Origin of the sequence: Paracoccus denitrificans (assembly GCF_900100045.1) — a bacterium.
Lineage (GTDB): Bacteria > Pseudomonadota > Alphaproteobacteria > Rhodobacterales > Rhodobacteraceae > Paracoccus > Paracoccus denitrificans.
In genome coordinates, this window is the sequence record NZ_FNEA01000004.1 from 106,793 (window position 1) to 132,201 (window position 25,409).

Annotated in this window: 27 protein-coding genes and 1 tRNA gene; 17 read left to right on the forward strand and 11 right to left on the reverse strand. The window is 67.1% G+C overall.

Annotated features, from left to right (window positions below):
• The first annotated feature begins 7 nt into the window (after window positions 1–7).
• The 4 genes from nagZ to BLT64_RS04250 are packed head-to-tail and all read left to right on the forward strand — an operon-like array spanning window position 8 to window position 2,769.
• On the forward strand, window positions 8–994 hold the full coding sequence (nagZ, locus tag BLT64_RS04235) for a beta-N-acetylhexosaminidase (protein WP_011748162.1): 987 nt from the start codon (window positions 8–10) through the stop codon (window positions 992–994).
• Window positions 995–1,054: 60 nt separating this feature from the next.
• Entirely contained in the window at window positions 1,055–1,894 is an 840-nt protein-coding gene (locus BLT64_RS04240; RefSeq protein WP_049792320.1) for a segregation and condensation protein A, read from the forward strand.
• On the forward strand, window positions 1,891–2,556 hold the full coding sequence (scpB, locus tag BLT64_RS04245) for an SMC-Scp complex subunit ScpB (protein ID WP_011748160.1): 666 nt from the start codon (window positions 1,891–1,893) through the stop codon (window positions 2,554–2,556). Before BLT64_RS04240 ends, scpB begins: the two co-directional genes overlap by 4 nt.
• Window positions 2,557–2,574: 18 nt before the next feature.
• Window positions 2,575–2,769, forward strand: a complete 195-nt coding sequence (locus tag BLT64_RS04250) for a hypothetical protein (RefSeq protein WP_041529896.1) — start codon at window positions 2,575–2,577, stop codon at window positions 2,767–2,769.
• Between the two features lie 33 nt (window positions 2,770–2,802).
• On the opposite strand, the gene BLT64_RS04255 is transcribed toward BLT64_RS04250, so the two are convergent.
• The 4 genes from BLT64_RS04255 to ihfA all read right to left on the reverse strand — a co-directional run bounded on the left by BLT64_RS04255 (window position 2,803) and on the right by ihfA (window position 5,046).
• On the reverse strand, window positions 2,803–3,870 hold the full coding sequence (locus BLT64_RS04255) for a 2'-deoxycytidine 5'-triphosphate deaminase (RefSeq protein WP_041529895.1): 1,068 nt from the start codon (window positions 3,868–3,870) through the stop codon (window positions 2,803–2,805).
• Window positions 3,871–3,930: 60 nt separating this feature from the next.
• A tRNA-Pro gene (locus BLT64_RS04260) sits at window positions 3,931–4,008 on the reverse strand.
• A 124-nt stretch (window positions 4,009–4,132) separates the two neighbouring features.
• Window positions 4,133–4,738: a MerR family transcriptional regulator gene (locus BLT64_RS04265; protein ID WP_011748158.1), complete on the reverse strand. Its 606-nt coding sequence runs from the start codon at window positions 4,736–4,738 to the stop codon at window positions 4,133–4,135.
• On the reverse strand, window positions 4,738–5,046 hold the full coding sequence (ihfA, locus tag BLT64_RS04270; RefSeq protein ID WP_011748157.1) for an integration host factor subunit alpha: 309 nt from the start codon (window positions 5,044–5,046) through the stop codon (window positions 4,738–4,740). Before ihfA ends, BLT64_RS04265 begins: the two co-directional genes overlap by 1 nt.
• A gap of 212 nt (window positions 5,047–5,258) precedes the next feature.
• On the opposite strand from ihfA, the gene BLT64_RS04275 reads away from it, so the two are divergent.
• Window positions 5,259–5,534, forward strand: a complete 276-nt coding sequence (locus BLT64_RS04275) for a DksA/TraR family C4-type zinc finger protein (protein WP_011748156.1) — start codon at window positions 5,259–5,261, stop codon at window positions 5,532–5,534.
• 8 nt (window positions 5,535–5,542) lie between these two features.
• On the opposite strand, the gene BLT64_RS04280 is transcribed toward BLT64_RS04275, so the two are convergent.
• The 4 genes from BLT64_RS04280 to BLT64_RS04295 form a co-directional block, all read right to left on the reverse strand.
• The gene (locus tag BLT64_RS04280; protein ID WP_011748155.1) at window positions 5,543–6,514 is read right to left on the reverse strand and encodes a beta-ketoacyl-ACP synthase III; all 972 of its coding nucleotides are present in this window, start codon (window positions 6,512–6,514) and stop codon (window positions 5,543–5,545) included.
• A complete protein-coding gene (plsX, locus tag BLT64_RS04285) occupies window positions 6,514–7,626 on the reverse strand; it encodes a phosphate acyltransferase PlsX (protein WP_011748154.1) in 1,113 nt (370 codons plus the stop codon). Before plsX ends, BLT64_RS04280 begins: the two co-directional genes overlap by 1 nt.
• 17 nt (window positions 7,627–7,643) lie before the next feature.
• Entirely contained in the window at window positions 7,644–7,850 is a 207-nt protein-coding gene (gene rpmF / locus BLT64_RS04290; RefSeq protein WP_011748153.1) for a 50S ribosomal protein L32, read from the reverse strand.
• A gap of 273 nt (window positions 7,851–8,123) precedes the next feature.
• A complete protein-coding gene (locus BLT64_RS04295) occupies window positions 8,124–8,942 on the reverse strand; it encodes a sulfotransferase family protein (RefSeq protein WP_011748152.1) in 819 nt (272 codons plus the stop codon).
• A 161-nt stretch (window positions 8,943–9,103) separates the two neighbouring features.
• Here BLT64_RS04295 and BLT64_RS04300 point away from each other — a divergent pair, with 161 nt between their 5' ends.
• Window positions 9,104–10,681: a DUF5928 domain-containing protein gene (locus BLT64_RS04300; RefSeq protein WP_041530212.1), complete on the forward strand. Its 1,578-nt coding sequence runs from the start codon at window positions 9,104–9,106 to the stop codon at window positions 10,679–10,681.
• 10 nt (window positions 10,682–10,691) lie between these two features.
• Window positions 10,692–11,066 carry an HIT domain-containing protein gene (locus tag BLT64_RS04305; RefSeq protein ID WP_011748150.1) on the forward strand — a complete coding sequence of 125 codons (375 nt, stop codon included), beginning with the start codon at window positions 10,692–10,694 and terminating at the stop codon, window positions 11,064–11,066.
• Here BLT64_RS04305 and BLT64_RS04310 read toward each other — a convergent pair.
• Window positions 11,054–12,013, reverse strand: a complete 960-nt coding sequence (locus BLT64_RS04310; RefSeq protein WP_011748149.1) for an ABC transporter ATP-binding protein — start codon at window positions 12,011–12,013, stop codon at window positions 11,054–11,056. The genes BLT64_RS04305 and BLT64_RS04310 overlap by 13 nt on opposite strands.
• A gap of 69 nt (window positions 12,014–12,082) precedes the next feature.
• Here BLT64_RS04310 and BLT64_RS04315 point away from each other — a divergent pair, with 69 nt between their 5' ends.
• From BLT64_RS04315 to BLT64_RS04325, 3 genes are all read left to right on the forward strand, one after another.
• Window positions 12,083–12,271: a zinc-finger domain-containing protein gene (locus BLT64_RS04315; protein ID WP_011748148.1), complete on the forward strand. Its 189-nt coding sequence runs from the start codon at window positions 12,083–12,085 to the stop codon at window positions 12,269–12,271.
• A gap of 183 nt (window positions 12,272–12,454) precedes the next feature.
• On the forward strand, window positions 12,455–15,277 hold the full coding sequence (gene polA / locus BLT64_RS04320; RefSeq protein ID WP_011748147.1) for a DNA polymerase I: 2,823 nt from the start codon (window positions 12,455–12,457) through the stop codon (window positions 15,275–15,277).
• Window positions 15,278–15,348: 71 nt separating this feature from the next.
• Window positions 15,349–16,284 (forward strand): cation diffusion facilitator family transporter, encoded by a 936-nt coding sequence (locus tag BLT64_RS04325; protein ID WP_011748146.1) that lies wholly within the window; start codon window positions 15,349–15,351, stop codon window positions 16,282–16,284.
• A 2-nt stretch (window positions 16,285–16,286) separates the two neighbouring features.
• Here the strand turns inward: BLT64_RS04325 and hemN are convergent, their stop codons facing one another.
• Complete coding sequence (gene hemN / locus BLT64_RS04330; RefSeq protein WP_011748145.1) at window positions 16,287–17,642, reverse strand: oxygen-independent coproporphyrinogen III oxidase; 1,356 nt, start codon at window positions 17,640–17,642, stop codon at window positions 16,287–16,289.
• Window positions 17,643–17,690: 48 nt separating this feature from the next.
• Between hemN and fnrL the strand changes: the two genes are divergently transcribed.
• Window positions 17,691–18,440, forward strand: coding sequence for a transcriptional regulator FnrL (gene fnrL / locus BLT64_RS04335; RefSeq protein WP_041529894.1), 750 nt, complete (start codon window positions 17,691–17,693; stop codon window positions 18,438–18,440).
• Window positions 18,441–18,527: 87 nt separating this feature from the next.
• Here the strand turns inward: fnrL and BLT64_RS04340 are convergent, their stop codons facing one another.
• The gene (locus BLT64_RS04340) at window positions 18,528–19,361 is read right to left on the reverse strand and encodes a universal stress protein (RefSeq protein WP_011748143.1); all 834 of its coding nucleotides are present in this window, start codon (window positions 19,359–19,361) and stop codon (window positions 18,528–18,530) included.
• Window positions 19,362–19,611: 250 nt separating this feature from the next.
• Between BLT64_RS04340 and ccoN the strand changes: the two genes are divergently transcribed.
• The 6 genes from ccoN to BLT64_RS04370 all read left to right on the forward strand — a co-directional run bounded on the left by ccoN (window position 19,612) and on the right by BLT64_RS04370 (window position 25,409).
• A complete protein-coding gene (gene ccoN / locus BLT64_RS04345; protein ID WP_011748142.1) occupies window positions 19,612–21,231 on the forward strand; it encodes a cytochrome-c oxidase, cbb3-type subunit I in 1,620 nt (539 codons plus the stop codon).
• Window positions 21,232–21,240: 9 nt separating this feature from the next.
• The gene (ccoO, locus tag BLT64_RS04350; RefSeq protein ID WP_011748141.1) at window positions 21,241–21,966 is read left to right on the forward strand and encodes a cytochrome-c oxidase, cbb3-type subunit II; all 726 of its coding nucleotides are present in this window, start codon (window positions 21,241–21,243) and stop codon (window positions 21,964–21,966) included.
• An 8-nt stretch (window positions 21,967–21,974) separates the two neighbouring features.
• On the forward strand, window positions 21,975–22,163 hold the full coding sequence (locus tag BLT64_RS04355) for a CcoQ/FixQ family Cbb3-type cytochrome c oxidase assembly chaperone (RefSeq protein WP_011748140.1): 189 nt from the start codon (window positions 21,975–21,977) through the stop codon (window positions 22,161–22,163).
• Entirely contained in the window at window positions 22,163–23,212 is a 1,050-nt protein-coding gene (ccoP, locus tag BLT64_RS04360) for a cytochrome-c oxidase, cbb3-type subunit III (protein ID WP_011748139.1), read from the forward strand. Before BLT64_RS04355 ends, ccoP begins: the two co-directional genes overlap by 1 nt.
• Before the next feature lie 275 nt (window positions 23,213–23,487).
• A complete protein-coding gene (ccoG, locus tag BLT64_RS04365; protein ID WP_011748138.1) occupies window positions 23,488–24,945 on the forward strand; it encodes a cytochrome c oxidase accessory protein CcoG in 1,458 nt (485 codons plus the stop codon).
• Window positions 24,945–25,409, forward strand: coding sequence for a FixH family protein (locus BLT64_RS04370; protein ID WP_011748137.1), 465 nt, complete (start codon window positions 24,945–24,947; stop codon window positions 25,407–25,409). The genes ccoG and BLT64_RS04370 overlap by 1 nt, the downstream gene beginning before the upstream one ends.

Genomic DNA, 25,409 nt, shown 5'->3' on the forward strand with positions numbered 1-25,409 from the left:
TGCTGAAATGACCAGCGCCACCATCCTCGGCGGCATCGCCGGCCCGGACCTGAGCCGGGCCGAGCGCGATTTCTTCCGCGCCGCCGACCCTTGGGGCTTCATCCTGTTTGCGCGCAACGTCGATGCGCCGGATCGCCTGCGCCGGCTGGCCGCCGAATTGCGCGAAGCGGTGGGCCGCGATGCCCCGGTGCTGATCGACCAGGAGGGGGGGCGCGTCCAGCGTATGCGCGCGCCGCATTGGACCGACTGGCCGGCGCCGCTGGACCAGGCGGGGCGCGGCGAACGTGCGGTCTGGCTGCACCACTACCTGCTGGCGCAGGAATTGCGCGCCGTCGGCATCGACGCCGATTGCGCCCCGGTGCTGGATATCGCGCGCGAGGACACCCATCCCTTCCTGAGGAACCGCTGCCTCGGCTCGGATGCCGATACGGTGATCCGGCTGGGCCGCGCCGCGGCGCAGGCCATGCTGGCCGCCGGCGTGCTGCCGGTCGTCAAGCACATGCCGGGCCATGGCCGGGCGCGGGTGGACAGCCACAAGGACCTGCCGGTGGTCGACACGCCGCTGGACGAGCTTCGCGCCGGCGATTTCGCCCCCTTCCGCGCGCTCGCCGACCTGCCCATGGCGATGACGGCGCATATTCGCTTTACCGCCATCGACGACGCGCCCGCCACTGCCTCGGCCCCGGTGATCCGGATGATCCGGCGCGAGATCGGTTTCGACGGGCTGCTGATGTCCGACGATATCGGCATGCAGGCGCTGTCGGGCAGCCCGGCCGAACGGGCCGCGGCCACCATCGCCGCCGGTTGCGACCTGGTGCTGTCCTGCAACGAGACGCCGGCGCAGATGGAAGAGATCGTCGCCGCCGCCGGAAGCATGAGCCCGCGCGCGACGGAGCGGGGGCAGGCGGCGCTGGCCCTGCGCCGCGCGCCGGTTCAGGACGATATCGCCGCATTGAGGGCCGAACTGGCGGCGCTTGGCGGGCTGGCGGCCTGATCGGTTGACTAAGCCCGGCCTATCGCGGATTCTGCGCAGGTTCTCTTGCCTGGACGCGACATGACCAAGGTGCCTTACCTGACCCCCGTGCCGGACCCGGTTTCCGAACCCGATCCGGCGCCGCATCTGCCGGGGCTCGCGCCGCAGGCCGTGGCCGAGCGCCGCGCCGAGGAGGTGCTGGTCGTCGATGTCTCGGGCTTCGAGGGGCCGCTGGACCTGCTGCTGACGCTGTCGCGCACGCAGAAGGTCGATCTGATGCAGGTCTCGGTGCTGGAGCTTGCCGACCAGTATCTGGCCTTCGTCGAAGAGGCCCGCGCGCTGCGTATCGAGCTGGCGGCGGATTACCTGGTCATGGCGGCCTGGCTTGCCTATCTCAAGTCGCGGCTGCTTCTGCCACCCGACCCCGAGGCCGAGGGGCCGAGCGCCGAGGAAATGGCCGCGCATCTGGCTTTCCAGCTGGAGCGGCTGAACGCCATGCGCGAGGCGGCGGCGCGGCTGATGGCCCGCGACCGGCTGGGGCAGGACCGCTTTGCACGCGGCGCGCCCGAAACCGTGGCCCGCCAGCGCCAGGTCGCCTGGCAGGCCGGGCTGATCGACCTGATGCGCGCCTATGCCCGGCTGCGCACCCGCGACGAGTTCCGCCCCTATGCCTTCGACCGCCGCGACGTGCTGACCATGGAGCAGGCGCTGGACCGGGTGCGCGGGCTGATCGGCTTCGCCGGCGACTGGACCGAGCTTTCCGCCTTTCTGCCCGACGGCTGGGAGGCCGATCCGCAGCGCCGCCGCTCGGCCACCGCGGCGACCTTTGCCGCGACGCTGGAACTGGCGCGGCAAGGCGCGCTGGAAATCTCCCAGGCCGGAACCTTTACCCCGATCACCATCCGCAGGCGCCCGCAATGAGCCAGGACGACATCGCCGCCCCCGATCCCCAGCGTTTCCCGCCGCCGCCGCTGGCCGAGCAGGAGCGCATGGTCGAAGCCATTTTGTTCGCCTCGGCCGAGCCGATGAGCCAGCGCGAAATCGCCGCGCGCCTGCCTGCCGGTTGCGATGTGGGCGAGGCGGTGCAGGCCCTGCGCGCCCGCTATGAAGGGCGGGGGGTGCAACTGGCGCGCGTCGGCGATGCCTGGGCTTTTCGCACCGCCGCCGATCTGGGGTTCCTGATGCAGGAAAGCGTGGTCGAAAGCCGCCGCCTGTCGCGCGCCGCGACCGAGACGCTGGCGATCATCGCCTATCACCAGCCCGTCACCCGCGCCGAGATCGAGGAGATCCGCGGTGTCGCCGTCAGCCGCGGCACGCTGGACCAGCTGATCGAGCTGGACTGGGTCCGCATCGGTCGCCGCCGCCAGACCCCCGGCCGCCCGGTGACCTTCGTGGTGACCGAAGCCTTCCTGGATCATTTCGGGCTGGAAAGCGCCCGCGACCTGCCGGGGCTGGCCGAGCTGCGTGCGGCCGGCCTGCTCGAATCGCGCCCGCCGGGCGAGGGGCTCGCACCCGGCCTGTTCGGCGAAGAGGGTGCCGATGAGGCCGAGGCGATGGCCGAGGATTTGTTCGAAGATGAGTAAAGAGTGCCGGGTAACCAGATGAATTTGAACCAGATTGTCAATATGCTGATGCGGATGGCCGCGAACCGGCTGCTGAACTGGGGCACGCGCCGGATCAATGCGCCGAAACCGGGGCAGAAGCAAAGCCCGCAGCAGCAGAGCCGCGAAAAGACCATGCGCGAGGCGATCAAGCGCGCCCGCCAAGCCGCGCGCGTCACCCGGCGGATGCGTTAGGACTGCCCCCGGCCACGCCAGCCTGCGCGCCGTTCAGGCGAATTGCTTGGCGAGCTTCAGCCCCTGGCCCTGGTAGTTCGATGCGATGCCGCTGCCGTAAAGCCGCTCGGGCCGCGCGGCCATACGCTCATAGACCAGGCGACCGACGACCTGGCCATGCTCCAGCGCAAAGGGTGCCTCGTGGCAGCGCACCTCCAGCACGCCCCGCGCGCCCTGGCCGGCGCTGCCATGGCCGAAGCCCGGATCGAAGAAGCCGGCGTAATGCACCCGGAACTCGCCCACCATGGCCAGGTAGGGCGCCATCTCGGCGGCGTAGTCGGGCGGGATCGCCACCGCTTCGCGACTGACCAGGATATAGAAGGCGCCGGGATCGAGGATCAGCTGACCGTCTGTGGTGCGCAACTCGTCCCAGAAGTCGCGGGCCCGATAGGCGCCGATGCGGTCGAGGTCGATCACCCCGCTATGCGGCCGGGCGCGATAGCCGACCAGATCGCCCCCTTGGGGCCGCAGGTCGACCGAAAAGCCCAGCCCCTCGTCGATCAGCGCCTCGCCGGTCACCAGCGGCTCGCGCACATGCAGGTCGCGCAATTCGGTATCGGTCAGCACGGCTTGGCCCTGGCGCAGCCGCAACTGGTTCAGCCGCATGCCGGGCCGCACCAGAACCGAAAAGCTCCGCGGGCAGATCTCGGCATAGATCGGGCCGTCATAACCCTGCGGCAGGCGGTCGAACTCGGTGCCCTCGTCGGTGACCAGCCGCGTCAGCAGGTCCAGCCGCCCGGTCGAGCTTTTGGCATTGGCCACCGCGTCGAGACCGGCGGGCAGCGTCAGGCGCTCCATCAACGGCACCAGGTAGACGCAGCCCTTTTCCAGCACGGCGCCGTCGGTGAGATCCATGCGGTGCATCTCGAAATCCCGCAGGCGGTCACTGACCTTGCGCCCGCGCCCGGCCAGGAACGAGGCGCGCAGCCGCCAGGCGGTCGCACCCAGCCGCAGATCCAGGCTGGCAGGCTGGACCTGTTCGGGCAGGATGGGCTGGTCGGCCGAGATCGCACCGCTCGCGATCAGCTGGCGCAGGGACGTATCGGGAAGCACACCGTTCACGCGAAACCCTTTCGGCAAAAGGAAACGCCCACCCCCGGACGGGGATGGGCGTTTTCGGAATGGTCGGGCCGGCGAGATTCGAACTCGCGGCCTTCCGCCCCCCAGACGGACGCGCTAACCAGGCTGCGCCACGGCCCGACGAGGGGCATATAGAGCGAAGCGGGCCGCCAGCACAAGGGGCCAAGGGCGGAATTTTCGGCAAGATTTTCGATTGCTGTGGACAGGCCGCCGCGGGCGGTGGGAAAGCGGCCGGCCATAGGCGTCAGCGGCGGTCGTGCAGCGCGTCGCGCAGGGCTTTTGCACGGGCGGGCAGGGGCTTGCCCTGCAATTCGTGCTGGCGCAGCGCCATGGCGGTGCCGACCAGCCGCCCCAGCCAGTCGGTTGCGGGGGCGGAAGGGCGACCAGTATCCAATCCCGCGAAAAGCGGCAGCGATTCGGCGTGTTGCGGGGCAGGGCGGGCCGGTTTTGCCACGGTCCTGGCGCGGGTCGGTGCTGCCGGCATTGCCGGTTCGGCCGAGCCGGGCAGGGCCAGGCGCACCGCCGGGCTGGGGGCGGGGCGTTCAGCCGGCCCGGCATCGCCTTGTGCCTCGCCCAGGCGTGCGGCGCCGATCTCGCGCAGCGCCGAGCCGCGGTCGGCGCCGATCAGCCGCTTGGCGCCGCGGATGCTGAGCCCCTCCTCGCGCAGAACCTGGCACAGCCCCGCGGCGAGGCGCACATCGTCGGGTCGGTAATAGCGGCGCCCATCGGCGCGCTTCACCGGCGCAAGCTGCGTGAATTGCGATTCCCAATAGCGCAGCACATGCGGCGCGACGCCCACGAGGCGCGAGACCTCTCCGATGGATCTGAAGGCGTCGGGGGATTTGCTCATCAGCCCTTGCGCCTGTTCCCTGCCGCCACCCGATCCTTCATCAGATGCGACGGCCGGAAGGACAGCACCCGGCGCGGCGTGATCGGCACCTCTTCCCCGGTCTTGGGGTTGCGGCCGATGCGTTCGTTCTTGTCGCGGACCGAGAACGTGCCGAAGGACGAGATCTTGACCTGCTCGCCGCGCACCAGCGCATCGGAGATATGGCCAAGCACGCTTTCGACGAGTTGGGCCGATTCGTGGCGGGACAGACCCACCTCACGGAACACGGCCTCGGCCAGGTCCATGCGGGTCAGGGTAGAGTCGCTCATCTCGGAAACCTCTTGAATGGTGCGAAGGATGATTTCTTTACGGCGCCGAGTCAACAACCCCGGCCCGATTCCGTTCCCTCATCGGCCGATTTTGTCCCGCATTATTCGCGCCTTACCCGCAAGACCCCGCGCATGGCGCCTTGGGCGATGCTTGGAAGCGCAGCAATTCATGCCTATCTTGGGGTCGGAAAGGCAGGCGGAACGGAGCTGACATGGCTGGCGGCTGGGCGCGCGACGATGCGGTGAACGAGCAGATCGAGGTCTCGACGCAAGAGGCGATCGAGCGCATGCGGCTGCGCAATGCGCAGCGCGGCGACCGGGAAAGCGCCGCCTTCTGCGAGGAATGCGACGAGCCGATCCCCGAGGCGCGGCGGCGGGCGATTCCCGGCGTGCGGCTGTGCGTGGATTGCCAGTCGGGCCGGGACAGGGCATGGCGCCCGAGCGCCGGGATCAATCGGCGCGGCTCCAAGGATTCGCAGCTGAAGTAAGGGCTTGCCTACCAGCGCAGCACGACCGAGCCCCAGGCGAGGCCGCCGCCGATGGCCTCGGCCACCAGCAGGTCGCCGGGCTTGAAGCGCCCCTCGGCATTGGCCACCGAGAGCGCGAGCGGAATCGAGGCGGCCGAGGTGTTGCCGTGGTCGGCGACCGTCAGCACCACCTTTTCCATCGGCAGGTGCATGCGCTTGGCCGTGGCCTCGATGATGCGCAGGTTGGCCTGGTGCGGCACCAGCCAATCCACCTGGTCGGGGGTCAGCCCGGCGCGATCCAGCGCGCGATGCGCGGTGTCGGCCAGCTTTTCGACCGCGTGGCGGAAGACCAGGTTGCCCTGCATGCGCAGATGCCCGGCCGTGCCGGTCGAGGCGACGCCGCCATCGACATAGAGCAGGTCGCGATATTGCCCGTCGCTGTTCAGGTCGGTCGCCAGGATGCCGCGGTCGGCAGAGCTGCCCTGGCCCTCGGCGGCCTCCAGCACCACGGCGCCTGCGCCGTCGCCGAACAGCACGCAGGTGCCGCGGTCGGTCCAGTCCATGATCCGGCTGAAGGTCTCGGCCCCGATCAGCAGGACGCGATCCGCAAGTCCGGCGCGGATCAACGCATCGGCATTGGCCAGCGCATAGACGAAGCCGGCGCAGACGGCCTGCAGATCATAGGCGAAGCCATGCCGCATGCCCAACCCGGCCTGCACCATGGTCGCGACCGAGGGGAAGGTCAGGTCGGGGGTCGAGGTCGCCACGATCACCGCGTCGATCTGTGCGGCCTCAAGCCCGGCATCGGCCAGTGCGGCCTGCGCGGCCAGGATGCCCAGGTCGCTGGTGCGCTGGTCCTCGGCGGCGAAATGGCGCCGCTCGATGCCGGTGCGGGCGCGGATCCATTCGTCGCTGGTGTCCAGCTTGTCCTCGAACCAGCTGTTCTCGACCACGCGCTCGGGCAGGTAATGGCCGGTTCCCCGGACGATCGCACGCCGCATCAGGACGCCTCGCTTTCCTTGCTGCCGTTGATTTGGCCGGCCGCCGCGACGGATTGCGCCACGCGCGCCGCCAGCCGGTCCTGAAAGCCGGATTGCGCCAGCCGGAAGGCCAGCTTGATCGCCGCCGAGACGCCGGTCGCATCGGCAGACCCGTGCGATTTCACCACCGTCCCGTTCAGTCCCAGGAAGACGCCGCCATTGATGCGGCGCGGGTCGATGCGCTTTTGCAGCCGCTTGAGCGAGCCCATGGCCAGAAGCGCCGCGAATTTCGACATCACCGACTTGCCGAAGGCTTCCTTGAGCAATTCGCCGACCAGTTTCGCCGTGCCCTCGCCGGTCTTCAGCGCGACATTGCCGGTAAAGCCGTCGGTCACGATCACGTCCACGCGGGCCGAGGGCAGGTCGCCCCCCTCGACGAAGCCGACATAGTCGAAATTCGCCGCCTGCGCCGTGGTGGGGATCAGTTCATGGGCCTGCTTCAGCTCGGGCCGGCCCTTGTGTTCCTCGGTCCCGACATTCAGCAGGCCGACGCGCGGCCGCTCCAGCCCGAAGCCGTTGCGGGCATAGGAGGCGCCCATCAGCGCATAGGTCAGCAGGTCCTGCGCATCGGCGCGGATATCGGCGCCGACATCCAGCATGACGTTGAAGCCTTGCGGATTACGCGAGGGCCAGAGGCAGGCGATGGCCGGCCGGTTCACGCCGGGCAGCTTGCGCAGCCGCAGCATGGACAGCGCCATCAGCGCGCCGGTATTGCCGCAGGAGACGGCGGCGGTCGCCTCGCCCTGGCGCACCGATTCGAGCGTGGACCACATCGAGGTGCCCTCGCCCTTGCGCAGCACCTGGCTGGGCTTGTCGTCCATGGTCACGACGCCGGCGGCGTCACGAATGTCGCAGCGCCCGGCAAGATCGCCGCGACGGGCGATCAGTCGTTCCAGTTCGGCCTGCGGGCCGTGGACGATGAAGCGGATGCCGGGGTTCTTCCCGGCACTTTCGGCCATGCCGGCGACCACCGTCGCCGGGCCGCGGTCGCCGCCCATCGCGTCAACGGAGATCACCACGCCGTCCCCGTCGCCAGGGGCGCGAGGCAGGGTGTTGGAATCTGCCGAAGCCATATCCGCGGTCGGTCCGCTCAGGCCGCGTCTTCGTCCAGGTCGACCTCATTGGCCTGCGCCACGACCTCGCGGTCGGCATAATGGCCGCAGGACGGGCAGACGTGATGCGGGCGCTTCAGCTCGCCGCAGTTCGAGCATTCGTTCGGGTTGCCGGCGACGAGCGCATCATGCGAACGGCGCATGTTGCGGCGGGAGCGGGTAACTCGGTTCTGAGGGACGGCCATGTCTCAACCTCAAGTGGTTCGGGGGGCAACCCGGCTGGGGCGGCCCCGGATTCGGTGTTCGTATCTGGGGCGGGCATAGGCCACCGGAGCGTTGGCCGCAAGTCGCGAAAACTGCTCGCAAAGCGGGGGCCGCGGTCCGGGGTTCCCCCGCCGGTCGAATGAACGCGGCAAAATAGCGGGATTTTCGCATTGCGCAAGGGAAATCTGCAAGGGAAGCGGCGCATCCGCGCCGCTGCCTCCGGCGGGGGTATTGGGGCAACGGAAAGAGGCCGGTCAGCGCCCGAGCCTGGCGTGGACTTCGTCCAGGTCGACCTCGCCTTTGGGCAGCTTGTTGTCGGGATCGTCGAAGTCGTATCTGAAGAGTTGGAAATCCTTCTTGTAGATTTCCCAGACAAGATGCTGCGACAGGTCTTCGAAATAGGCGCTGACCTTGTGGGCGCGCTTGGGGCCGTGGCCTTCGGATTCGTTGAACTTCGGCACGTCCTTCACGTCCAGCTTGACCGGGGTGGGCGCGGCGTCCAGCACCTTCTGCATGCCTTCGTCGAACTTCTCGGTAAAGAAGATCTGGTCGTAGCGGCCGCCGTTGGCGATGAAGGTCGAGATATGGCCCGACATGGCCGACCAGTGGATGTCAGGCTCCATCGGGCGGCGCCAGCGGATCGTGTCGCGGGCAAACAGCAGGAAGCGGCGGAAGCTGGCGACCTGGTCGAATTCGAAGCCGTTTTCGGGACTGCCGACATCGACCCCGTAGCGCTGCATCAACTGCGGCACGAGATTGCCGCGGTAGCGCTTGCCGTTGCGCTGGATGCCGGCGATCTTGTCGAAGAACGAGGACAGGATGCGCGCATAGGGATTGCGCACGCAGGTGAAGGTCAGCGCCTTGTGCGCCGTGACGTTGCTTTCGATCAGCGGCTGGCTGTCGGGCTGGTTCCACTTGTGCAGCCCGCCGGTGGAATCGTGGATGTCACCGTCGAAGTAGCGGCCGTGGTCGGAATAGAACATGATCTGCCCGATGGACGAGCAGGCGCATTTCGGGACGACGCGATAGACCATGCTTTCGCTTTCCGTCATCCAGGTTCCTGGAAAACCCATACTATACTTTCCCTTCACAAAAAACTGCACCGGCCGGGGCGGGTCTGCGACCGGGTTGCTCCCTCGTTCAAAATCGGTAAGGACACAAAGCAAATCGCCGGCAGAGATTCAACCTGCTGTAGAGTTGTTGCCCGCGGGAGCCGGACGGGATGGGTATCGAGATGGCGCGTATTGCCTTCATTCTGCTCTGTCACAAGGACCCAAAGGGCGTGGTGGCGCAGGCCCGCCGGCTGACGGCCTCGGGCGATTACGTGTCGATCCATTTCGACGGGCGCGCCAATCCGGGGGATTTCGACCTGATCCGCGAGGCGCTGGCCGACAATCCCTCGGTCGTTTTCGCGCAGCGGCGCTGGAAATGCGGCTGGGGCGAATGGTCGCTGGTCGGCGCCACGCTGGAAGCGGTGCGTGCCGCCGTCGCCGCCTTTCCGCAGGCGACGCATTTCTACATGCTCTCGGGCGATTGCATGCCGATCAAGTCGGCGGAACATGCCCATGCCTTCCTGGAGGCGGAGGATTGCGACTATATCGAGAGCTTCGACTTTTTCGAATCGGACTGGATCAAGACCGGGTTCAAGGAGGAACGGCTGGTCTATCGCCACTGGTTCAACGAGCGCACGCAGAAATGGCTGTTCTACACCAGCTATGAGCTGCAAAAGCGATTCGGCCTGGAGCGCAGGGTGCCCGCCGATATCCAGGTCATGATCGGATCGCAATGGTGGTGCCTGCGCCGCCAGACCGTCGAGAAGGTGCTGGATTTCTGCGCCGCCCGAACGGATGTGATGCGCTTTTTCTCGACCACCTGGATCCCGGACGAGACGTTCTTCCAGACCGTCGTGCCGCATGTCGTGCCGCGCAAGGAGATCCGCTCGCGCACGCTGACCTATCTGATCTTCACCGATTACGGCATGCCGGTGACGTTCCACAACGACCATTACGATCTGCTGATGGGGCAGAACTATCTGTTCGCCCGCAAGATCAGCCCCGAGGCGATCCGCTTGCGCGAGCGGCTGGGTGCGCTCTGGGCGGCGAGCGGGGTGCATTTCCCGATCTCGAACGAGGCGGGGGGACTGTTTCGCTTCCTCACCGCGCGCGGCCGGATCGGGCGGCGCTTCGGCCAGCGCTTCTGGGAGGCCGAGGGCAGCCTGGGCCGGGACAATACGCTGCTGCTGGTGGTGAGCAAGAAATGGCATGTCGCCAAGCGGCTGACCGCGGCGATCCGGGCGCAGGCCGCGATCCCGGCGGTGGATTTCGTCTTCAACGAGCTCGATGCGCACCTGCCCGATCTGGGCGGGGTCGAGACCACGGTCGAAAAGCGTGACCGGCACCGGCGCGCGCTGATCCGGCTGCTGTTCCAGCAGTTCGAATCGCATCGGCTGGTGCTGTGCCTGGACCCTTCGGCGCTGCCTCTGATCCAGGACCTGACCTCGGACAAGGCCGATACCCGGCTTCTGCTGATCGATTCGCGCTTCGACGACGACTATCTGCGCGGCCATATCGCGCGCGTGGGCCTGGCCGGGAGCGAAACCGCGTCCGAGGTCATCGAGCGGCTGCTGCCCATGGTGCGCGCCGATCTGGAACATGAGGCCGAACGGTTGCGCGACCTGGACTTCGCCGCCCTGCACTCCATTGCTCCCTGGCGGTCGCCCGAGCAGAATGCCGCGCAACTGGCGCGTTTCCTGGATGTGCCGGCCGAAACCGCGCTGGCGCTTGCCAGGACCGAATACCTGTTCAGCGATTGAGGAGAGATCCATGCCCGCCTATGACGACAGCAACATCTTCGCCCGCATCCTGCGCGGCGAGATTCCCAACGACACCGTGCTGGAGACCGAGCATACGCTGGTCTTTCGCGACATTCGGCCGCAGGCGCCGGTGCATGTGCTGGCGATCCCCAAGGGGGCCTATGTCAGCTACGACGATTTCGCGGCCAATGCCTCGGATGCCGAGATCGTGGATTTCCACCGCGCCCTGGCCCGGGTGACGCGCGAACTGGGCGTCGCGCTGGACGGCGGACAGGGCTTTCGCGCCATCTCGAATGCCGGCCCGGACGGCGTGCAGGAAGTGCCGCATTTCCACATGCACATCCTGGGTGGCCGGCCGATGGGCCGCATGGTTCAGCCAGGCTGAGGCGCCTGGCGCGAGGTCAGCTGGACGAAGACGTCCTCGAGATCCGGTGCTTCGACCGCGACGTCGCGGATCGGCAGGCCCGCGGCGCGCAGCGCGTCGATCAGCCCGTCCGCAGGGATGCGCGAAGGCGCATAGCTGAGCGCGAGCCGGCCGTCCTCGCGCCGCTCGGCCCGCACGCCCTCTGGCAGGGCAGGCAGGGCGCGGGCCTCGCCCGTGTCGACGACCAGCGTCTTGGAATCGGCGCGGCCGAGCAGGGCGGCGGTATCCTCGCACAGGATCAGCTGGCCATGGTCGATGATGGCGATGCGGTCGCACATCTCCTCGGCCTCTTCCAGGTAATGCGTAGTCAGGATGATGGTCATGCCCTGGTCGTTCAGCCTGCGCACGTTGCGCCACAGCATCTCGCGCAGCTGGATGTCGACGCCCGCCGTCGGTTCGTCCAGCACCAGGATCTGCGGCCGGTGGACCAGCGCCTTGGCAAGCAGCAGTCGCCGCTTCATGCCGCCCGACAGGTGGCGCGAATAGCTTTCCGCCTGTTCGGTCAGCCCGACCAGTTCCAGGAGCTCGTCGGTCCAGCGTTCGCGTTTCGGCACGCCGTAGAGCCCCGCCTGCACCTCAAGGCTGGCGCGAGGGGTCAGGAACGGGTCGATGTTCAGCTCTTGCGGCATGACGCCGATGGCGGCGCGGGACTGGCGTGGGTTCACGTCCTGGTCGAAGCCCCAGATCCTGACCTTGCCCGAGCTTTTGCGCACCAGCCCGGCCAAGATATTGATCGTCGTCGATTTCCCGGCGCCGTTCGGACCCAGGAGGCCGAAGATCGAGCCGGCGGGGATGGCGAGGTCCAGCCCCTTCAGCGCCTGTTTCGCCGGCGCCTGGCCGGCGGCGGCATAGGTCTTGGTCAGGCCACTGATTTCGATGGCGTTCGGGCTTTGCTCTGGGGCTGGCATCGGCTCTTGGCGTTCATTATGATCGCCGCCGGTTTAACCCCGTTTGTCGTCAAAGCTCAAGGAACCGCCATGACCATTCCGGCCCCCGAGATCCAGACCGTCACCTCCTGGAAGGTCGCCTGCGACGGCGACGAGGCGCGGGGCCTGGGCCATCCGCGCGTCTGGCTGGCCATTCCGCGCGACACCGGCTGGGTCGAATGCGGCTATTGCGACAAGCGTTTCGTGATCGACCGCGAGCACGCGCACGACGATCACTGACGCCGCGGCCGGGTCTTATCAAGCCCGGTCCTCCAAGGCTGCGACGGAGCACGGACCGGGGCGTCGCGACGCCTCCGGCGGGAGTATTTTTCAAACGGAGAAAGCCGGGGAAGCGCGGTCTTGGCCCCGGGGCCGCTTCGTGGCAGTAAGGCTGGCGATAGCAAGAGCAGGGGGCGCGCGCATATGACGGACGGATTCGGCAAGGGCCATCACCTGCACCTGATCGACGGATCGGCCTTCATCTTTCGCGCCTATCACGCGCTGCCGCCGCTGACCCGGCGCTCGGACGGGCTGCCGATCGGGGCGGTGGCCGGGTTCTGCAACATGGTGTGGAAATACCTGCAGGACGGCAAGGGATCGGACCAGCCGACCCATGCGGCGGTGATCTTCGACCATTCGGCGCGGACATTCCGCAACGACATCTATCCGCTCTACAAGGCCAACCGGCCCGAGCCGCCAGAGGATCTGCGGCCGCAATTCCCGCTGACCCGCGAGGCGACGCGGGCCTTCAACATCGCCTGCATCGAGACCGAGGGCTTCGAGGCCGACGACATCATCGCCTCGCTGGCCTGCCAGGCGCGGGATGCGGGCGGGCGGGTCACCATCATCAGTTCGGACAAGGATCTGATGCAGCTGGTCGGGGGCGGCGTCGAGATGATGGACCCGATCAAGGCCAAGCCCATCGGTCCTGACGAGGTGCGCGAGAAATTCGGCGTCGGTCCCGAGCGGGTGGTGGATGTGCAGGCCCTGGCCGGCGATTCCATCGACAACGTGCCGGGCGCGCCGGGGATCGGCATCAAGACCGCCGCGCAACTCATCGAGGAATATGGCGATCTGGAAAGCCTGCTGGCGCGCGCTGCCGAGATCAAGCAGCCCAAGCGCCGGCAGACGCTGATCGACCATGCCGAGCAGATCCGCATCTCGAAGCGGCTGGTCGAGCTGGACTGCGGGATGGTGCTGGATTTCACCCTGGAAAGCCTGGAGATCCGCGAGCCCGATCCCGAGGCGCTGCTGGAATTCCTGACCCGCATGGAGCTGCGCACCCTGACCAAGCGAGTGGCCGAGCGTTTCGGGACCGAGCCGCCGACCATGGCCGAGGTGGCTGTTCCCGCACCCGCCGCCGGTGCGGACCCGGCGATGCCGGCCGCGGCCGAACTGCCGGCGATCGACCGCAGCCTTTACATCACCATCCGCGACGAGGCCGTGCTGGCCGAGTGGCTGGCCGAGATCGCCGAGAAGGGCGTGGTCGCCATCGACACCGAGACCACGGGGCTGGACGAGATGCAGGCCGAACTGGTCGGGGTTTCGCTTTGCACCGGCCCGGGGCGGGCGGCCTATCTGCCGCTGGGCCATGTCGACGGGGCCGCCGATCTGTTCGGCTCGGGCGCGCGGGTCGAGGGGCAGATGGATCTGGACCGTGCGCTGGCGATGCTGAAGCCGGTGCTGGAGGATCCGTCGGTGCTGAAGATCGGCCAGAACATCAAGTATGACTGGAAGGTGCTGGCCCGCCACGGCATCCGCATGGTGCCTTTGGACGACACCATGCTGCTGTCCTATGCGCAGAACGCCGGGGCGCACAACCACGGCATGGACGAGCTGGCGGACCTGTATCTGGGCCATCGCTGCCTGCCGATCAAGGATCTGATCGGCTCGGGCAAGTCGCAGATCAATTTCTCGCAGGTGGCCATCGACAAGGCCAGCGAATATGCTGCCGAGGATGCCGAGGTGACCTGGCGGCTGTGGCGTCACCTGCGTCCGAAATTGGCGCCGAACCATGTCACCACAGCCTATGAACGGCTGGAGCGGCCGATGATCGCGGTGCTGGCCGACATGGAGATGGCCGGCATCCGCATCGATTCCGAGCACCTGAAGCGCATGTCCAACGCCTTTGCCCAGAAGATGGCGGGGCTGGAGGCCGAGATCCACGAACTGGCCGGCGGGCCGTTCAACGTCGGCAGCCCCAAGCAGCTGGGCGAGATCCTGTTCGAGCGCATGGGGCTTGCCGGCGGCAAGCAGGGCAAGACCGGAGCTTTTTCCACCGGCGCCGAGGTGCTGGAGGATCTGGCCGCCGAGGGGCATGAACTGCCGGCGCGGGTGCTGGACTGGCGGGCGATCTCCAAGCTGAAATCGACCTATACCGATGCGCTGCCCTTGCATGTGAACCCCGAGACCGGCCGCGTGCACACCAGCTATTCCATCGCCGGGGCGCAGACCGGGCGGCTGGCCTCGACCGATCCGAACCTGCAGAACATTCCCGTGCGGACCGACGAAGGGCGGCGCATTCGCGAAGCCTTCGTCGCCGCGCCGGGAATGCGGCTGGTGAGCCTGGACTACAGCCAGATCGAGTTGCGCATCCTGGCGCATGTGGCGCAGATCCCGGCGCTGCAACAGGCCTTTCGCGACGGAATCGACATCCATGCCATGACGGCGAGCCAGATGTTCGGCGTGCCGGTCGAGGGCATGGACCCGATGATCCGCCGTCGCGCCAAGGCGATCAATTTCGGGGTGATCTACGGCATCTCGGGCTTTGGCCTGGCGCGCAACCTGCGCATTCCGCGCGCCGAGGCGCAGGCCTTCATCGACACCTATTTCGAGCGCTTCCCCGAGATCCGCGCCTATATGGATCGCACCGTGGCCGGGGCCAAGCAGGACGGTTTCGTGCGCACGCTGTTCGGGCGGCGGATCATGACGCCGGGCATCAACCAGTCGGGGCCGGCGGCCGGCGGCGCGCGCCGCGCGGCGATCAACGCGCCGATCCAGGGCGCGGCGGCCGACATCATCCGCCGGGCCATGATCCGCATGCCCCAAGCCATCGCGCATCTGCCGGCCAGGATGCTGCTGCAGGTGCATGACGAGCTGGTCTTCGAGGTCGAGGAGGCGGCGGTTCCCGAGCTGGTCGAGGTTGCGCGCGGCGTCATGCAGGGCGCGGCCGATCCCGCGGTCCGGCTGGACGTGCCGCTGATCGTCGATGCGGGGCAGGGCGCCAACTGGGCCGAGGCGCATTGAGGACCGGCGGTCGCGTGGATTGCGCGGCCGCATGAGTATTTGGGGAACGAAGAAGCCGGCGAGGGGACGGAATGGGCCATTCGCATGCGCATGAGGGCGAGCACGGTCATTCGCATCTGCCGGGCGGGGTGGGCGACGGCACCATCCTGATCGCGGTGGTGGTCAACCTGGCGCTGACCGGGGCGCAGATCCTGGGCGGCTATGTCGCCGATTCCACGGCGCTGATCGCGGATGGGGTGCATAATCTTTCGGATGCGCTGGCGCTGGTGCTGGCCTTTGGCGCCCGGCGCCTGGCCCGGCGTCCCGCCAGCCCCGGGATGAGCTATGGCTGGGGACGGGCCGAGGTCGTCGCGGCCTTCGTCAACTATATCGCGCTGATCGCGATTTCGGTCTGGCTGGGGATCGAGGCGCTGGGGCGCATGGTCGAGCCGCCGCAGGTCGCGGGTGGGCTGGTGATGGCCTTGGCGGGTTTTGCGCTGCTCGTGGACATGGCTACGGCGGCGCTGGTCTGGCGCGCCGCGAAGGAGAGCGTGAACATCCGCGCCGCCTTCCTGCACAACCTGGCCGATGCGGCGGTCTCGGTTGCGGTGATCCTGGGCGGGGCGCTGATCTGGGCCTTTGGCTGGCATCTCGCCGATCCGGTGCTGACGCTGCTGATCTCGGGGGTGATCCTGTGGCATGTCGGGCAGGAGATCGGGCCGGTGATGCGCATGCTGATGCTGGCCGCACCCGCCGGCGTGGATCACGCGGCGCTGATCGGCGCCATGGCCGGGGTCGAGGGCGTCGCCGGCGCGCATCACCTGCATCTGTGGCAGATCGACGAGCGCCGCACGGCGCTGTCGGTGCATCTGGTCATGCGCGACGGGGCCGATGCGGTGATGGCGGTGCGCCAGGCCAAGGCAATGTTGCGGCGCGATTTCGGCATCGACCATGCCACGATCGAGGCCGAGCGCGAAGGCGATGCCTGCAGCGATGCCGGCGACGGCCATGACGGCCATCGCCATTAGCGTCAGATCGCCGCGGAATGGCCCGAGGCCGCCATGTCGTAGCCGTCGAACATGCGGGCGATCATCCGGGTCAGCGGTCGCCCCCTGGGCGTGATGCGCAGGCCCGAGGCGTCGGCATCGACCATGTCGCCGAAATGCGCGGCGACGGGGGTGAGGATGCGGGACAGGCTCTCGGCGTCGAAGCCGTGGTCGCGGATGAACTCCTCGGCCCGGATCTCGAAATCGCACATCAGCGCCTCGATCATCCGCGAGCGCCAGCGATCCTCGGCCGAGAAGGCATGGCCGCGCGTGGTCGAGAAGCGCCCGTCGCGGATCCTGGCCAGGTGGGCGCCGGTCGCCGGGGCGTTCTGCGCATAGCCCTGCGGGAAGCGCGAGATCGACGAGGCGCCCAGGCCCACCAGCACTTCGGCCCGGTCGTCGGTATAGCCCTGGAAGTTGCGGCGCAGCAGGCCGGCCTTTTGCGCGCGGGCAAGACCGTCGCCGGGGCGGGCGAAATGATCGATGCCGATCTCGTCATAGCCGTCGGCGAGGAACAATTCGCGCGCGGTCTCGAACAGCCGCAGCCGGCCATGCGGGTCGGGCAGCGCCTCGGACGGGATCATCACCTGCCGCTTGGCCATCCAGGGCACATGGGCATAGCCGTAGAGTGCCACCCGGTCGGGCGACAGCGCCAGCAGCTTCTGCACCGATTCGGCGATCCGGTGTGGGTCTTGATGGGGCAGGCCGTAGAGGATGTCGGCGTTCAGGCTGGCGATGCCGCGGTCGCGGATCATGTCCACGGCGCGTTTCGTCACTTCGAAGCTCTGCTCGCGGCCGATGATCTTCTGGATCTCGGGGTCGAAATCCTGCACCCCGATCGAGGCGCGGTTCAGCCCGGCCTCGGCCAAGGCGTCCATGCGGGCCTCGTCGATCTCGTTCGGGTCGATCTCGACCGAGAATTCCGCGCCCTCGGCCAGCGGGAAGGCGTCGAGGACCGCGCCGGCGACCAGCCGCATCATCTCGGCCGGCATCAGGGTCGGCGTGCCGCCGCCCCAATGCAGGCGCGACAGCCGGACGCCGGGGGCGAGCGCCGACTTCAGCATGTCGAGTTCGGCCAGCAGGGCCTTGGCATAGGCGCGCACCGGCTCGTCGGATTGCGTGCCCTGCGTGCGGCAGGCGCAGAACCAGCACAATCGCCGGCAGAACGGCACATGCATGTAGAGAGAGATCGCCGCGCCGGCGGGAATCGCTGCGATCCAGTCGCGGAAGACCGGCTCGCCCACGGCGGGGGTGAAATGCGGCGCGGTCGGATAGCTGGTGTAGCGCGGCACGCGCGCGTCAAACAGTCCCAGCCGCTCAAGTTGCGATTGTTGTTCCATACTGCTATCCTGCCGCGGAACACGCGCTGGAACCTTGACCCAAATCAAATGCCACATGACGCCGCCCTCTGCGCGACGCAGCAGCCCTGCGAGATTTGTCCGATACGGTATCGGGCCGTTTGCGCACATTGCGAAGGCGATGAGCTGACCGAACTGGAGGAGATGAAATTCTATCGCCGCTACGAGGCGGGACAGGTCGTGGTCTGGGCCGGCGACCGGATGGATTTCGTGGCCTCGGTGGTCGCCGGCATGGCCGGGCTGACCCAGCAGCTCGAGGATGGGCGCACGCAGATGGTGGGTCTGCTGCTGCCCAGCGATTTCCTGGGCCGGCCGGGGCGCGACATGGCGGCCTATACCGTGACCGCGACCAGCGACCTTGTGCTGTGCTGCTTTCGGCGCAAGCCTTTCGAAAAGCTGCTGATCGACAATCCCCGCATCGCCAGCCGGCTGCTGGAGATGACGCTGGACGAGCTTGACGCCGCCCGCGACTGGCTGCTGCTGCTGGGCCGGAAATCGGCGCGCGAGAAGATCGCCTCGCTGCTGGTGATCCTGGCACGGCGCGAGGCTGCGCTGATCAAGCGCCGCCCCGAGGGGCGCATCACCATCGAACTGCCGCTGACGCGCGAGGCGATGGCGGATTACCTGGGCCTGACGCTGGAGACCGTCAGCCGGCAGATGAGCGCGCTCAAGCGCGAAGGGGTGATCGAACTCGACGGCAAGCGGCGGGTGATCGTGCCCTCTTTCGTGCGGCTGGTCACCGAAAGCGGCGACGACTCGGACGGCGGGCCGCTCAGCTAGGCGGCCGGGCCGGGTCGCGGGTTGCCCGGCGGCCCAAAGCAAGACCCCCGGGACTTGCCCGGGGGTTTGCTTTGCCAGGACGGCAGATCAGCGCGCCATCAGGACCGGCACCTGCGCCTTTTCCAGCATGTTGCGCGTCGCGCCGCCCAGGATCGCCTCGCGGAAGCGGGAATGGCCATAGGCGCCCATCACCAGCATGTCGGCGCCGATCTCGGTGGCGCGGCGGTTCAGGATGTCGCTGATCAGCGGCAAGGTGCGGGCCAGTACCGAGATTTCCGCCTTCACGCCATGGCGCGTCAGCATCTGGCACAGCGCGCCGCCGGGATCCGAGCGCTCGGGGCCGCTGGGCGAGGGGTCGATCACCGTGATCTCGACGCTTTCGGCGGCGATCAGCAGGGGCAGGGCGCGGCGCACGGCGGCCAGCGCCTCGTTCGACTGGTTCCAGGCGATCATGACCTTCTTGCCGAAGGGCTCCTTCAGCTCATCCGGCACGATCAGCACCGGGGCCGCGCCCTCGAACAGCGCCGCCTCGGTCACCGCCTCGGCGTCGGCGGGGGCGCCCTCGCCATAGGGGCGGTTCAGCACCACCAGGTCGGAATAGCGCGCGCGCATTCCCACCAGCGTCGAAAGCCCGCCGACCTGGGCCACTGCGGAATCCACGGACCAGCGGATGTCTTCGGGATCGAGCCGGTCGCGGACCTTTTCCTCCAGCTCGCCGGCAGCGGCCACGGCCTTGTCGATGGATTCCTGGAACACATAGGCCGAGGCACCCGCGTAGTAATAGCCGCTCTGGGTGTGGTCCACGCCCATGCAGAACACGTCGAGATGCGCATCCTCGCGCCGGGTCATGGCAACGGCCGAATCGAGTTGCTTCTGCTGGTTGGCGTTGGTCAGGACGGTGAGGATCGTTTTGTAGCCCATGGGCCCTCTCCTTTCGGGGTTCGGCGCAAGTTTCACCTGCATCCGGCAGGATCGCAATCGTTGCCGGGGGGCGGCTGCGACATCCTGTCCAGATATTCCGGGATTTTACACCTATCCAGCAATGACAGATTGACGCAGATCAAAGTCTCACGAAACCGTGTGACGTTAGAAGTTAGCTGTCGGAGCCGCGTTCCCGTCGCATTTCGTGCGAATCGGCCGCCTTCGGCGCAGGATTTAAGGACACGAATTCATGTTGGACACCATCAAGCTGATCGCGCTGGGCACGATCGCGGTCCTGGCCGCGATCGCGGCCAATTATGCGCGACCCGATGATCTCGCGTATCTGGTCAACGCCCTGATCATCATGCTGGCGGCGGGGATCATGTTCCTGCGCGTGCTGCGTCAGATGGGCAATGAGCAGCCTGCGCTCGAGCCGCACCCCGAAACGCAATATATGGACGACGTCGTCCGGGCGGGCGTGATCGCCACCGCGTTCTGGGGCGTGGTGGGCTTTCTGGTCGGGGTGGTCATCGCCTTCCAGCTGGCCTTCCCGGCGCTGAACCTCAGCGACATCACCATGGGCTATACCAATTTCGGCAAGCTTCGCCCGCTGCATACCTCGGCGGTGATCTTCGCCTTTGGCGGCAACGCCCTGATCGCGACCTCGTTCTACGTGGTGCAGCGCACCTCGGCGGCGCGGCTCTGGGGCGGCAACGCGGCCTGGTTCGTGTTCTGGGGCTATCAGCTCTTCATCGTTCTGGCCGCGACCGGCTACATCCTGGGCGCCACCCAGTCCAAGGAATATGCCGAGCCGGAATGGTATGTGGACTGGTGGCTGACCGTCGTCTGGGTCGTCTACCTGGCAGTGTTCCTGGGCACGATCCTGAAGCGGAAAGAGCCGCATATCTATGTGGCGAACTGGTTCTACCTGTCCTTCATCGTCACCATCGCCATGCTGCATATCGTCAACAACCTGGCGATCCCGGTCAGCCTCTTCGGCTCGAAATCGGTGCAGCTCTTCTCGGGCGTGCAGGACGCGATGACGCAATGGTGGTATGGCCACAACGCGGTGGGCTTCTTCCTGACGGCGGGCTTCCTGGGCATGATGTATTACTTCATCCCCAAGCAGGCCGAGCGTCCGGTCTACAGCTACAAGCTGTCCATCATCCACTTCTGGGCGCTGATCTTCCTTTATATCTGGGCCGGTCCGCACCACCTGCACTATACCGCGCTGCCCGACTGGGCCTCGACGCTGGGCATGGTGTTCTCGATCATCCTGTGGATGCCCAGCTGGGGCGGCATGATCAACGGGCTGATGACGCTCTCGGGCGCCTGGGACAAGCTGCGCACCGATCCGATCATCCGCATGATGGTGGTGGCCGTCGGCTTCTACGGCATGGCGACCTTCGAGGGGCCGATGATGTCGATCAAGGCGGTGAACTCGCTGTCGCATTACACCGACTGGACCATCGGTCACGTCCATTCCGGCGCGCTGGGCTGGAACGGCATGATCACCTTTGGCGCGCTCTACTACCTGGTGCCGCGGCTTTGGGGACGTGAGCGGCTTTATTCGACGGGGCTGGTCAGCTGGCACTTCTGGCTCGCCACCATCGGCCTGGTGCTCTACGCGGCCTCGATGTGGGTCTCGGGCATCATGGAAGGGTTGATGTGGCGCGAGGTCGACGCCCAGGGCTTCCTGGTCAACGCCTTTGCCGACACGGTCGCCGCGAAATTCCCGATGAACGTGGTGCGGGCCCTGGGCGGCGTGCTCTATCTCGGCGGTGCGCTGATCATGTGCTACAACCTGTGGGCCACCGTCGCCAAGCAGCCCAAGACCCAATCGACCGCCGCTGCGGTTCCTGCCGAGTGAGGACGGATCATGGCCATTCTTGAAAAGCACAAGGTCCTGGAAAAGAACGCCACGCTTCTGCTGGTCTTTTCCTTCCTCGTGGTGACCATCGGCGGCATCGTGGAAATCGCGCCGCTGTTCTATCTGCAAAACACCATCGAAAAGGTGCAGGGCATGCGGCCCTATACGCCGCTGGAACTGAAGGGCCGCGACATCTATGTCCGCGAGGGCTGCTATGTCTGCCACAGCCAGATGATCCGCCCGATGCGCGACGAGGTCGAGCGTTACGGCCATTACAGCCTGGCGGCCGAGTCGATGTATGACCATCCGTTCCAATGGGGCTCCAAGCGGACCGGGCCGGACCTGGCCCGCGTTGGCGGCCGCTACTCGGACGAATGGCATCTCGACCACTTGGTGGACCCGCAGGCGGTGGTGCCGGAATCGATCATGCCGAAATACGGCTTCCTGCTGAATCGCCAGGTCGATGCCTCGAACATGCAGCAGCGGCTGAAGACCGACGCGCTGGTCGGCGTCCCCTATGACGACGCGATGATCGCCGCGGCGGTCGAGGATTTCCGTGCCCAGGCCGACCCGGATGCGGATGCCTCGGGGCTGGAGGAACGCTATCCGGGTGCGCAGCAGCGCAATTTCGACCGCCGCCCCGGCGTGTCCGAGATGGATGCCCTGATCGCCTATCTCCAGGTCCTGGGCACGATGGTCGATTTCTCGACCTTCGAACCCGATCCGAACCGCTGAGGCCCGCCATGGACAGGTATTCCTTCCTGCGCGAACTGGCCGACAGCTGGGTGCTTCTGCTGCTGGTGGTCTTTTTCCTGGGGACGATTGTCTTCGCCTTCAGGCCGGGCTCGCGGCCGCTGCATCGCGACGCGGCCGAAAGCATCTTCCGTAACGAGACGAAACCCGCATCCGCGGGCGAGAAGGAGGTCGAGTGATGGCCGATACCGACGACGAGCATGCCAGCCCGCAGAACCCCGACAACCGGATCGAGCTGGAACGCCAGGCCGCCGACGAGGCTCACAAGGCGAAGATCCTCGCCCATCCGCCCGAAGGGCCCGGCGGCGATCCGCTGCATCCTCCGGTCACGCCCCGGCCCGGCGCCACCCGCGTGGTGCGCGACCGCAAGGGCGGGCGCAGGGTGGTCGAGGTGCCCTCGACCGGCCATAGCTGGGACGGGATCGAAGAGTATGACAACCCCTTGCCGCGCTGGTGGCTGTGGACCTTTTACGCCACCATCGTCTGGGGGGTGCTCTATCTCATCGCCTATCCCGCCATTCCGCTGGTGAACGGGGCGACCCAGGGCCTTCTGGGCCAGAACTACCGTTCGGACGTGGCCGCCGAGATCCAGCGCTTCAACGAGGCCAATGCCCCGATCCAGGCCAAGCTGGTCGAGACGCCGCTGGAAGAGATCGCCGCCGACCCGGAACTGGCGAACTATACCGCCAATGCCGGCGCCGCGATCTTCCGCACCTGGTGCGCGCAGTGCCACGGCTCGGGGGCGGGCGGGGCCACGGGCTATCCCTCGCTTCTGGACAACGACTGGCTCTGGGGTGGCACTCTGGAAGAGATCCACACCACGGTCATGCATGGCATCCGCGATCCCAAGGATGCGGATACCCGTTATTCCGAAATGCCGCGTTTCGGCATCGACGGCTTGCTGGAAAATGCCCAGATCAGCCAGGTCGTGAACCATGTGCTGGAACTGGGCGGCCTGCCGCATGACGCGGCGCTGGCGGCCGAGGGGGTGGAGGTCTTCGCCGACAACTGCTCGTCCTGCCATGCCGAGGATGGCACGGGCGACCGTGCGCAGGGCGCGCCCGACCTGACCGATGCGGTCTGGCTTTACGGTTCGGATCCGGCGACGATCACCCGCATCGTGCGCGACGGTCCTTTCGGCGTGATGCCGGCCTGGACCGGCCGCCTGTCCGAGGCCGACATCGTCGCCGTCGCCGCCTATGTCCACAGCCTCGGCGGTGGCGAATAACAGATCCCGAGATCCGCGGCCGGGCAACCGGCCCCGGAGGCACTGGCCCCCCGTCCTGTTCGCGCGTTTCCAAGGGGGGCCGGTGTTTTTATCAAATGCCAGGCACGCGAACCGGCGCAAGCCGGTGGCGCGTTTTTTTGTGCCGGGATGCGACAATCCGGCCCATGTCTTGCCATTTTCCCGTCCGTTATGCTCGGCATGCCCGCGCTTGACGCAGATCAATGCGCTCTCGCAGCAAGGCTTTATACCCGGGCCACGCGCAACAGGAGCCAATCATGTCGAATTCCGACATCGACCCGCCACGTCTCTATGCCGCCCGGGAGCCGATCTTTCCCCGCCGGGTCCATGGCTGGTTTCGGAACCTGAAATGGATCATCATGGCGGTGACCTTGGCGATCTATTACGTCACGCCCTGGATCCGCTGGGACCGCGGCCCCGGCATGCCCGACCAGGCGGTGCTGATCGATCTGGCCAACCGCCGCTTCTATTTCTTCTGGATCGAGATATGGCCGCATGAGTTCTATTTCGTCGCCGGCCTTCTGGTCATGGCGGGTTTGGGGCTTTTCCTGTTCACCTCGGCGCTGGGACGGGTCTGGTGCGGCTATGCCTGTCCGCAGACGGTCTGGACGGACCTTTTCCTGCTGACCGAGCGCTGGGTCGAGGGCGACCGCAACGCCCGGCTGCGGCTGTGGAACGCGCCTTGGAGTGCGCGCAAGCTGCGGCTGCGGTTGGTGAAATGGGTGGTCTGGCTGCTCATTTCGGTGGCGACCGGCGGCGCCTGGATCTTCTATTTCACCGATGCGCCGACGCTTCTGGGCAACCTGTTCACCGGAACGGCCCACCCCGTCGCCTATATCACCATGGGCATCCTGACCGCGACCACCTTCCTGTTCGGCGGCTTCGCGCGCGAACAGATCTGCGTCTATGCCTGCCCCTGGCCGCGCATCCAGGCCGCGATGATGGACGAGGACACGCTGACCGTCGCCTATCGCGAATGGCGAGGCGAGCCGCGCGGCAAGCTGCACAAGGGCGAGCCGACGAAATCCGACGGCGGCGCCAAGGGCGATTGCATCGACTGCATGGCCTGCGTAAACGTCTGCCCGATGGGCATCGACATCCGCGACGGCCAGCAGCTGGAATGCATCACCTGCGCGCTCTGCATCGACGCCTGCGACGAGGTGATGGACAAGATCGGCAAGCCGCGCGGGCTGATCGACTACATGGCGCTGAAGGATGAAACGGCCGAGCGGTCCGGCGCCGCGCCCAAGCCTGTGCTCAAGCATATCCTGCGGCCGCGCACGATGCTGTATTTCACGCTCTGGGCGGGGATCGGCGTCGCGCTGGTGGTGGCGCTGTTCCTGCGCTCGCCCTTCGACCTGAACGTGACGCCGGTCAGGAACCCGCTTTACGTCACGATGGCCGACGGTGCGATCCGCAACACCTATGCCCTGCGGCTGCGCAACAAGCAGGGGGCCGAGCGCGACTTTGCCGTTTCGGTCACCGGCTCGGACGGCGCCGCGCCGCAGGGGATCAGCCTGACGCTGGAGGGCTTGCCCGATGCCGGTGTCAAGGTGGCCGCCGACAGCACCCATACCCAGCGGGTCTACATCACCGCCGAGAAGGACTCGGCCCTGGCCGAAGCCGCACAGAGCGAGTTGACGCTTTGGGTCGAGGATGTCACCGATGGGGTGAAGTCCCGTATCGGCACCGTCTTCCACGGAAGGAGCGAATGATGCCCCGCGAACTGACCGGCCGCCATGTGCTGATCATCACTCTGGGCGCCTTCGGCACCATCATCGCCGTCAACGTGTTCATGGCGGTCAAGGCCGTCGGCACCTTCCCGGGGCTGGAGGTCAAGAACAGCTATGTCGCCTCGCAAAGCTTCGACCGCGACCGCGACGCCCAGGCGGCGCTGAACTGGACGGTGACGCCGGAATATGACGGGCGCGAGCTTACGCTGGCGATCCGCGACGCAGAGGGCTATCCGGCGCCGGTGCAGGGGCTGGAGGTGACGGTCGGACGTCCTACCCACATGCGCGATGATCGGCGGCCCGAGTTCACCTATGCCGGCGGGCTGTTCCGCGCGCCGCTGGCGCTGGCGCCGGGGACGTGGAACATCCACCTGACCGCGACCGCACCCGACGGCACGGTCTTCCGCCAGCGCATCGACCATTACCACGGCAACCGGGTGAAATGA

Coding starts and splice junctions, on each gene's coding strand:
- nagZ (WP_011748162.1), top strand. CDS start 8: ATGACCAGCGCCACCATCCTCGGCGGCATCGCCGGCCCGGACCTGAGC.
- BLT64_RS04240 (WP_049792320.1), top strand. CDS start 1,055: ATGACCAAGGTGCCTTACCTGACCCCCGTGCCGGACCCGGTTTCCGAA.
- scpB (WP_011748160.1), top strand. CDS start 1,891: ATGAGCCAGGACGACATCGCCGCCCCCGATCCCCAGCGTTTCCCGCCG.
- BLT64_RS04250 (WP_041529896.1), top strand. CDS start 2,575: ATGAATTTGAACCAGATTGTCAATATGCTGATGCGGATGGCCGCGAAC.
- BLT64_RS04265 (WP_011748158.1), bottom strand. CDS start 4,738: ATGAGCAAATCCCCCGACGCCTTCAGATCCATCGGAGAGGTCTCGCGC.
- ihfA (WP_011748157.1), bottom strand. CDS start 5,046: ATGAGCGACTCTACCCTGACCCGCATGGACCTGGCCGAGGCCGTGTTC.
- BLT64_RS04275 (WP_011748156.1), top strand. CDS start 5,259: ATGGCTGGCGGCTGGGCGCGCGACGATGCGGTGAACGAGCAGATCGAG.
- BLT64_RS04280 (WP_011748155.1), bottom strand. CDS start 6,514: ATGCGGCGTGCGATCGTCCGGGGAACCGGCCATTACCTGCCCGAGCGC.
- plsX (WP_011748154.1), bottom strand. CDS start 7,626: ATGGCTTCGGCAGATTCCAACACCCTGCCTCGCGCCCCTGGCGACGGG.
- rpmF (WP_011748153.1), bottom strand. CDS start 7,850: ATGGCCGTCCCTCAGAACCGAGTTACCCGCTCCCGCCGCAACATGCGC.
- BLT64_RS04295 (WP_011748152.1), bottom strand. CDS start 8,942: ATGGGTTTTCCAGGAACCTGGATGACGGAAAGCGAAAGCATGGTCTAT.
- BLT64_RS04300 (WP_041530212.1), top strand. CDS start 9,104: ATGGCGCGTATTGCCTTCATTCTGCTCTGTCACAAGGACCCAAAGGGC.
- BLT64_RS04305 (WP_011748150.1), top strand. CDS start 10,692: ATGCCCGCCTATGACGACAGCAACATCTTCGCCCGCATCCTGCGCGGC.
- BLT64_RS04310 (WP_011748149.1), bottom strand. CDS start 12,013: ATGCCAGCCCCAGAGCAAAGCCCGAACGCCATCGAAATCAGTGGCCTG.
- BLT64_RS04315 (WP_011748148.1), top strand. CDS start 12,083: ATGACCATTCCGGCCCCCGAGATCCAGACCGTCACCTCCTGGAAGGTC.
- polA (WP_011748147.1), top strand. CDS start 12,455: ATGACGGACGGATTCGGCAAGGGCCATCACCTGCACCTGATCGACGGA.
- BLT64_RS04325 (WP_011748146.1), top strand. CDS start 15,349: ATGGGCCATTCGCATGCGCATGAGGGCGAGCACGGTCATTCGCATCTG.
- hemN (WP_011748145.1), bottom strand. CDS start 17,642: ATGGAACAACAATCGCAACTTGAGCGGCTGGGACTGTTTGACGCGCGC.
- fnrL (WP_041529894.1), top strand. CDS start 17,691: ATGCCACATGACGCCGCCCTCTGCGCGACGCAGCAGCCCTGCGAGATT.
- BLT64_RS04340 (WP_011748143.1), bottom strand. CDS start 19,361: ATGGGCTACAAAACGATCCTCACCGTCCTGACCAACGCCAACCAGCAG.
- ccoN (WP_011748142.1), top strand. CDS start 19,612: ATGTTGGACACCATCAAGCTGATCGCGCTGGGCACGATCGCGGTCCTG.
- ccoO (WP_011748141.1), top strand. CDS start 21,241: ATGGCCATTCTTGAAAAGCACAAGGTCCTGGAAAAGAACGCCACGCTT.
- BLT64_RS04355 (WP_011748140.1), top strand. CDS start 21,975: ATGGACAGGTATTCCTTCCTGCGCGAACTGGCCGACAGCTGGGTGCTT.
- ccoP (WP_011748139.1), top strand. CDS start 22,163: ATGGCCGATACCGACGACGAGCATGCCAGCCCGCAGAACCCCGACAAC.
- ccoG (WP_011748138.1), top strand. CDS start 23,488: ATGTCGAATTCCGACATCGACCCGCCACGTCTCTATGCCGCCCGGGAG.
- BLT64_RS04370 (WP_011748137.1), top strand. CDS start 24,945: ATGCCCCGCGAACTGACCGGCCGCCATGTGCTGATCATCACTCTGGGC.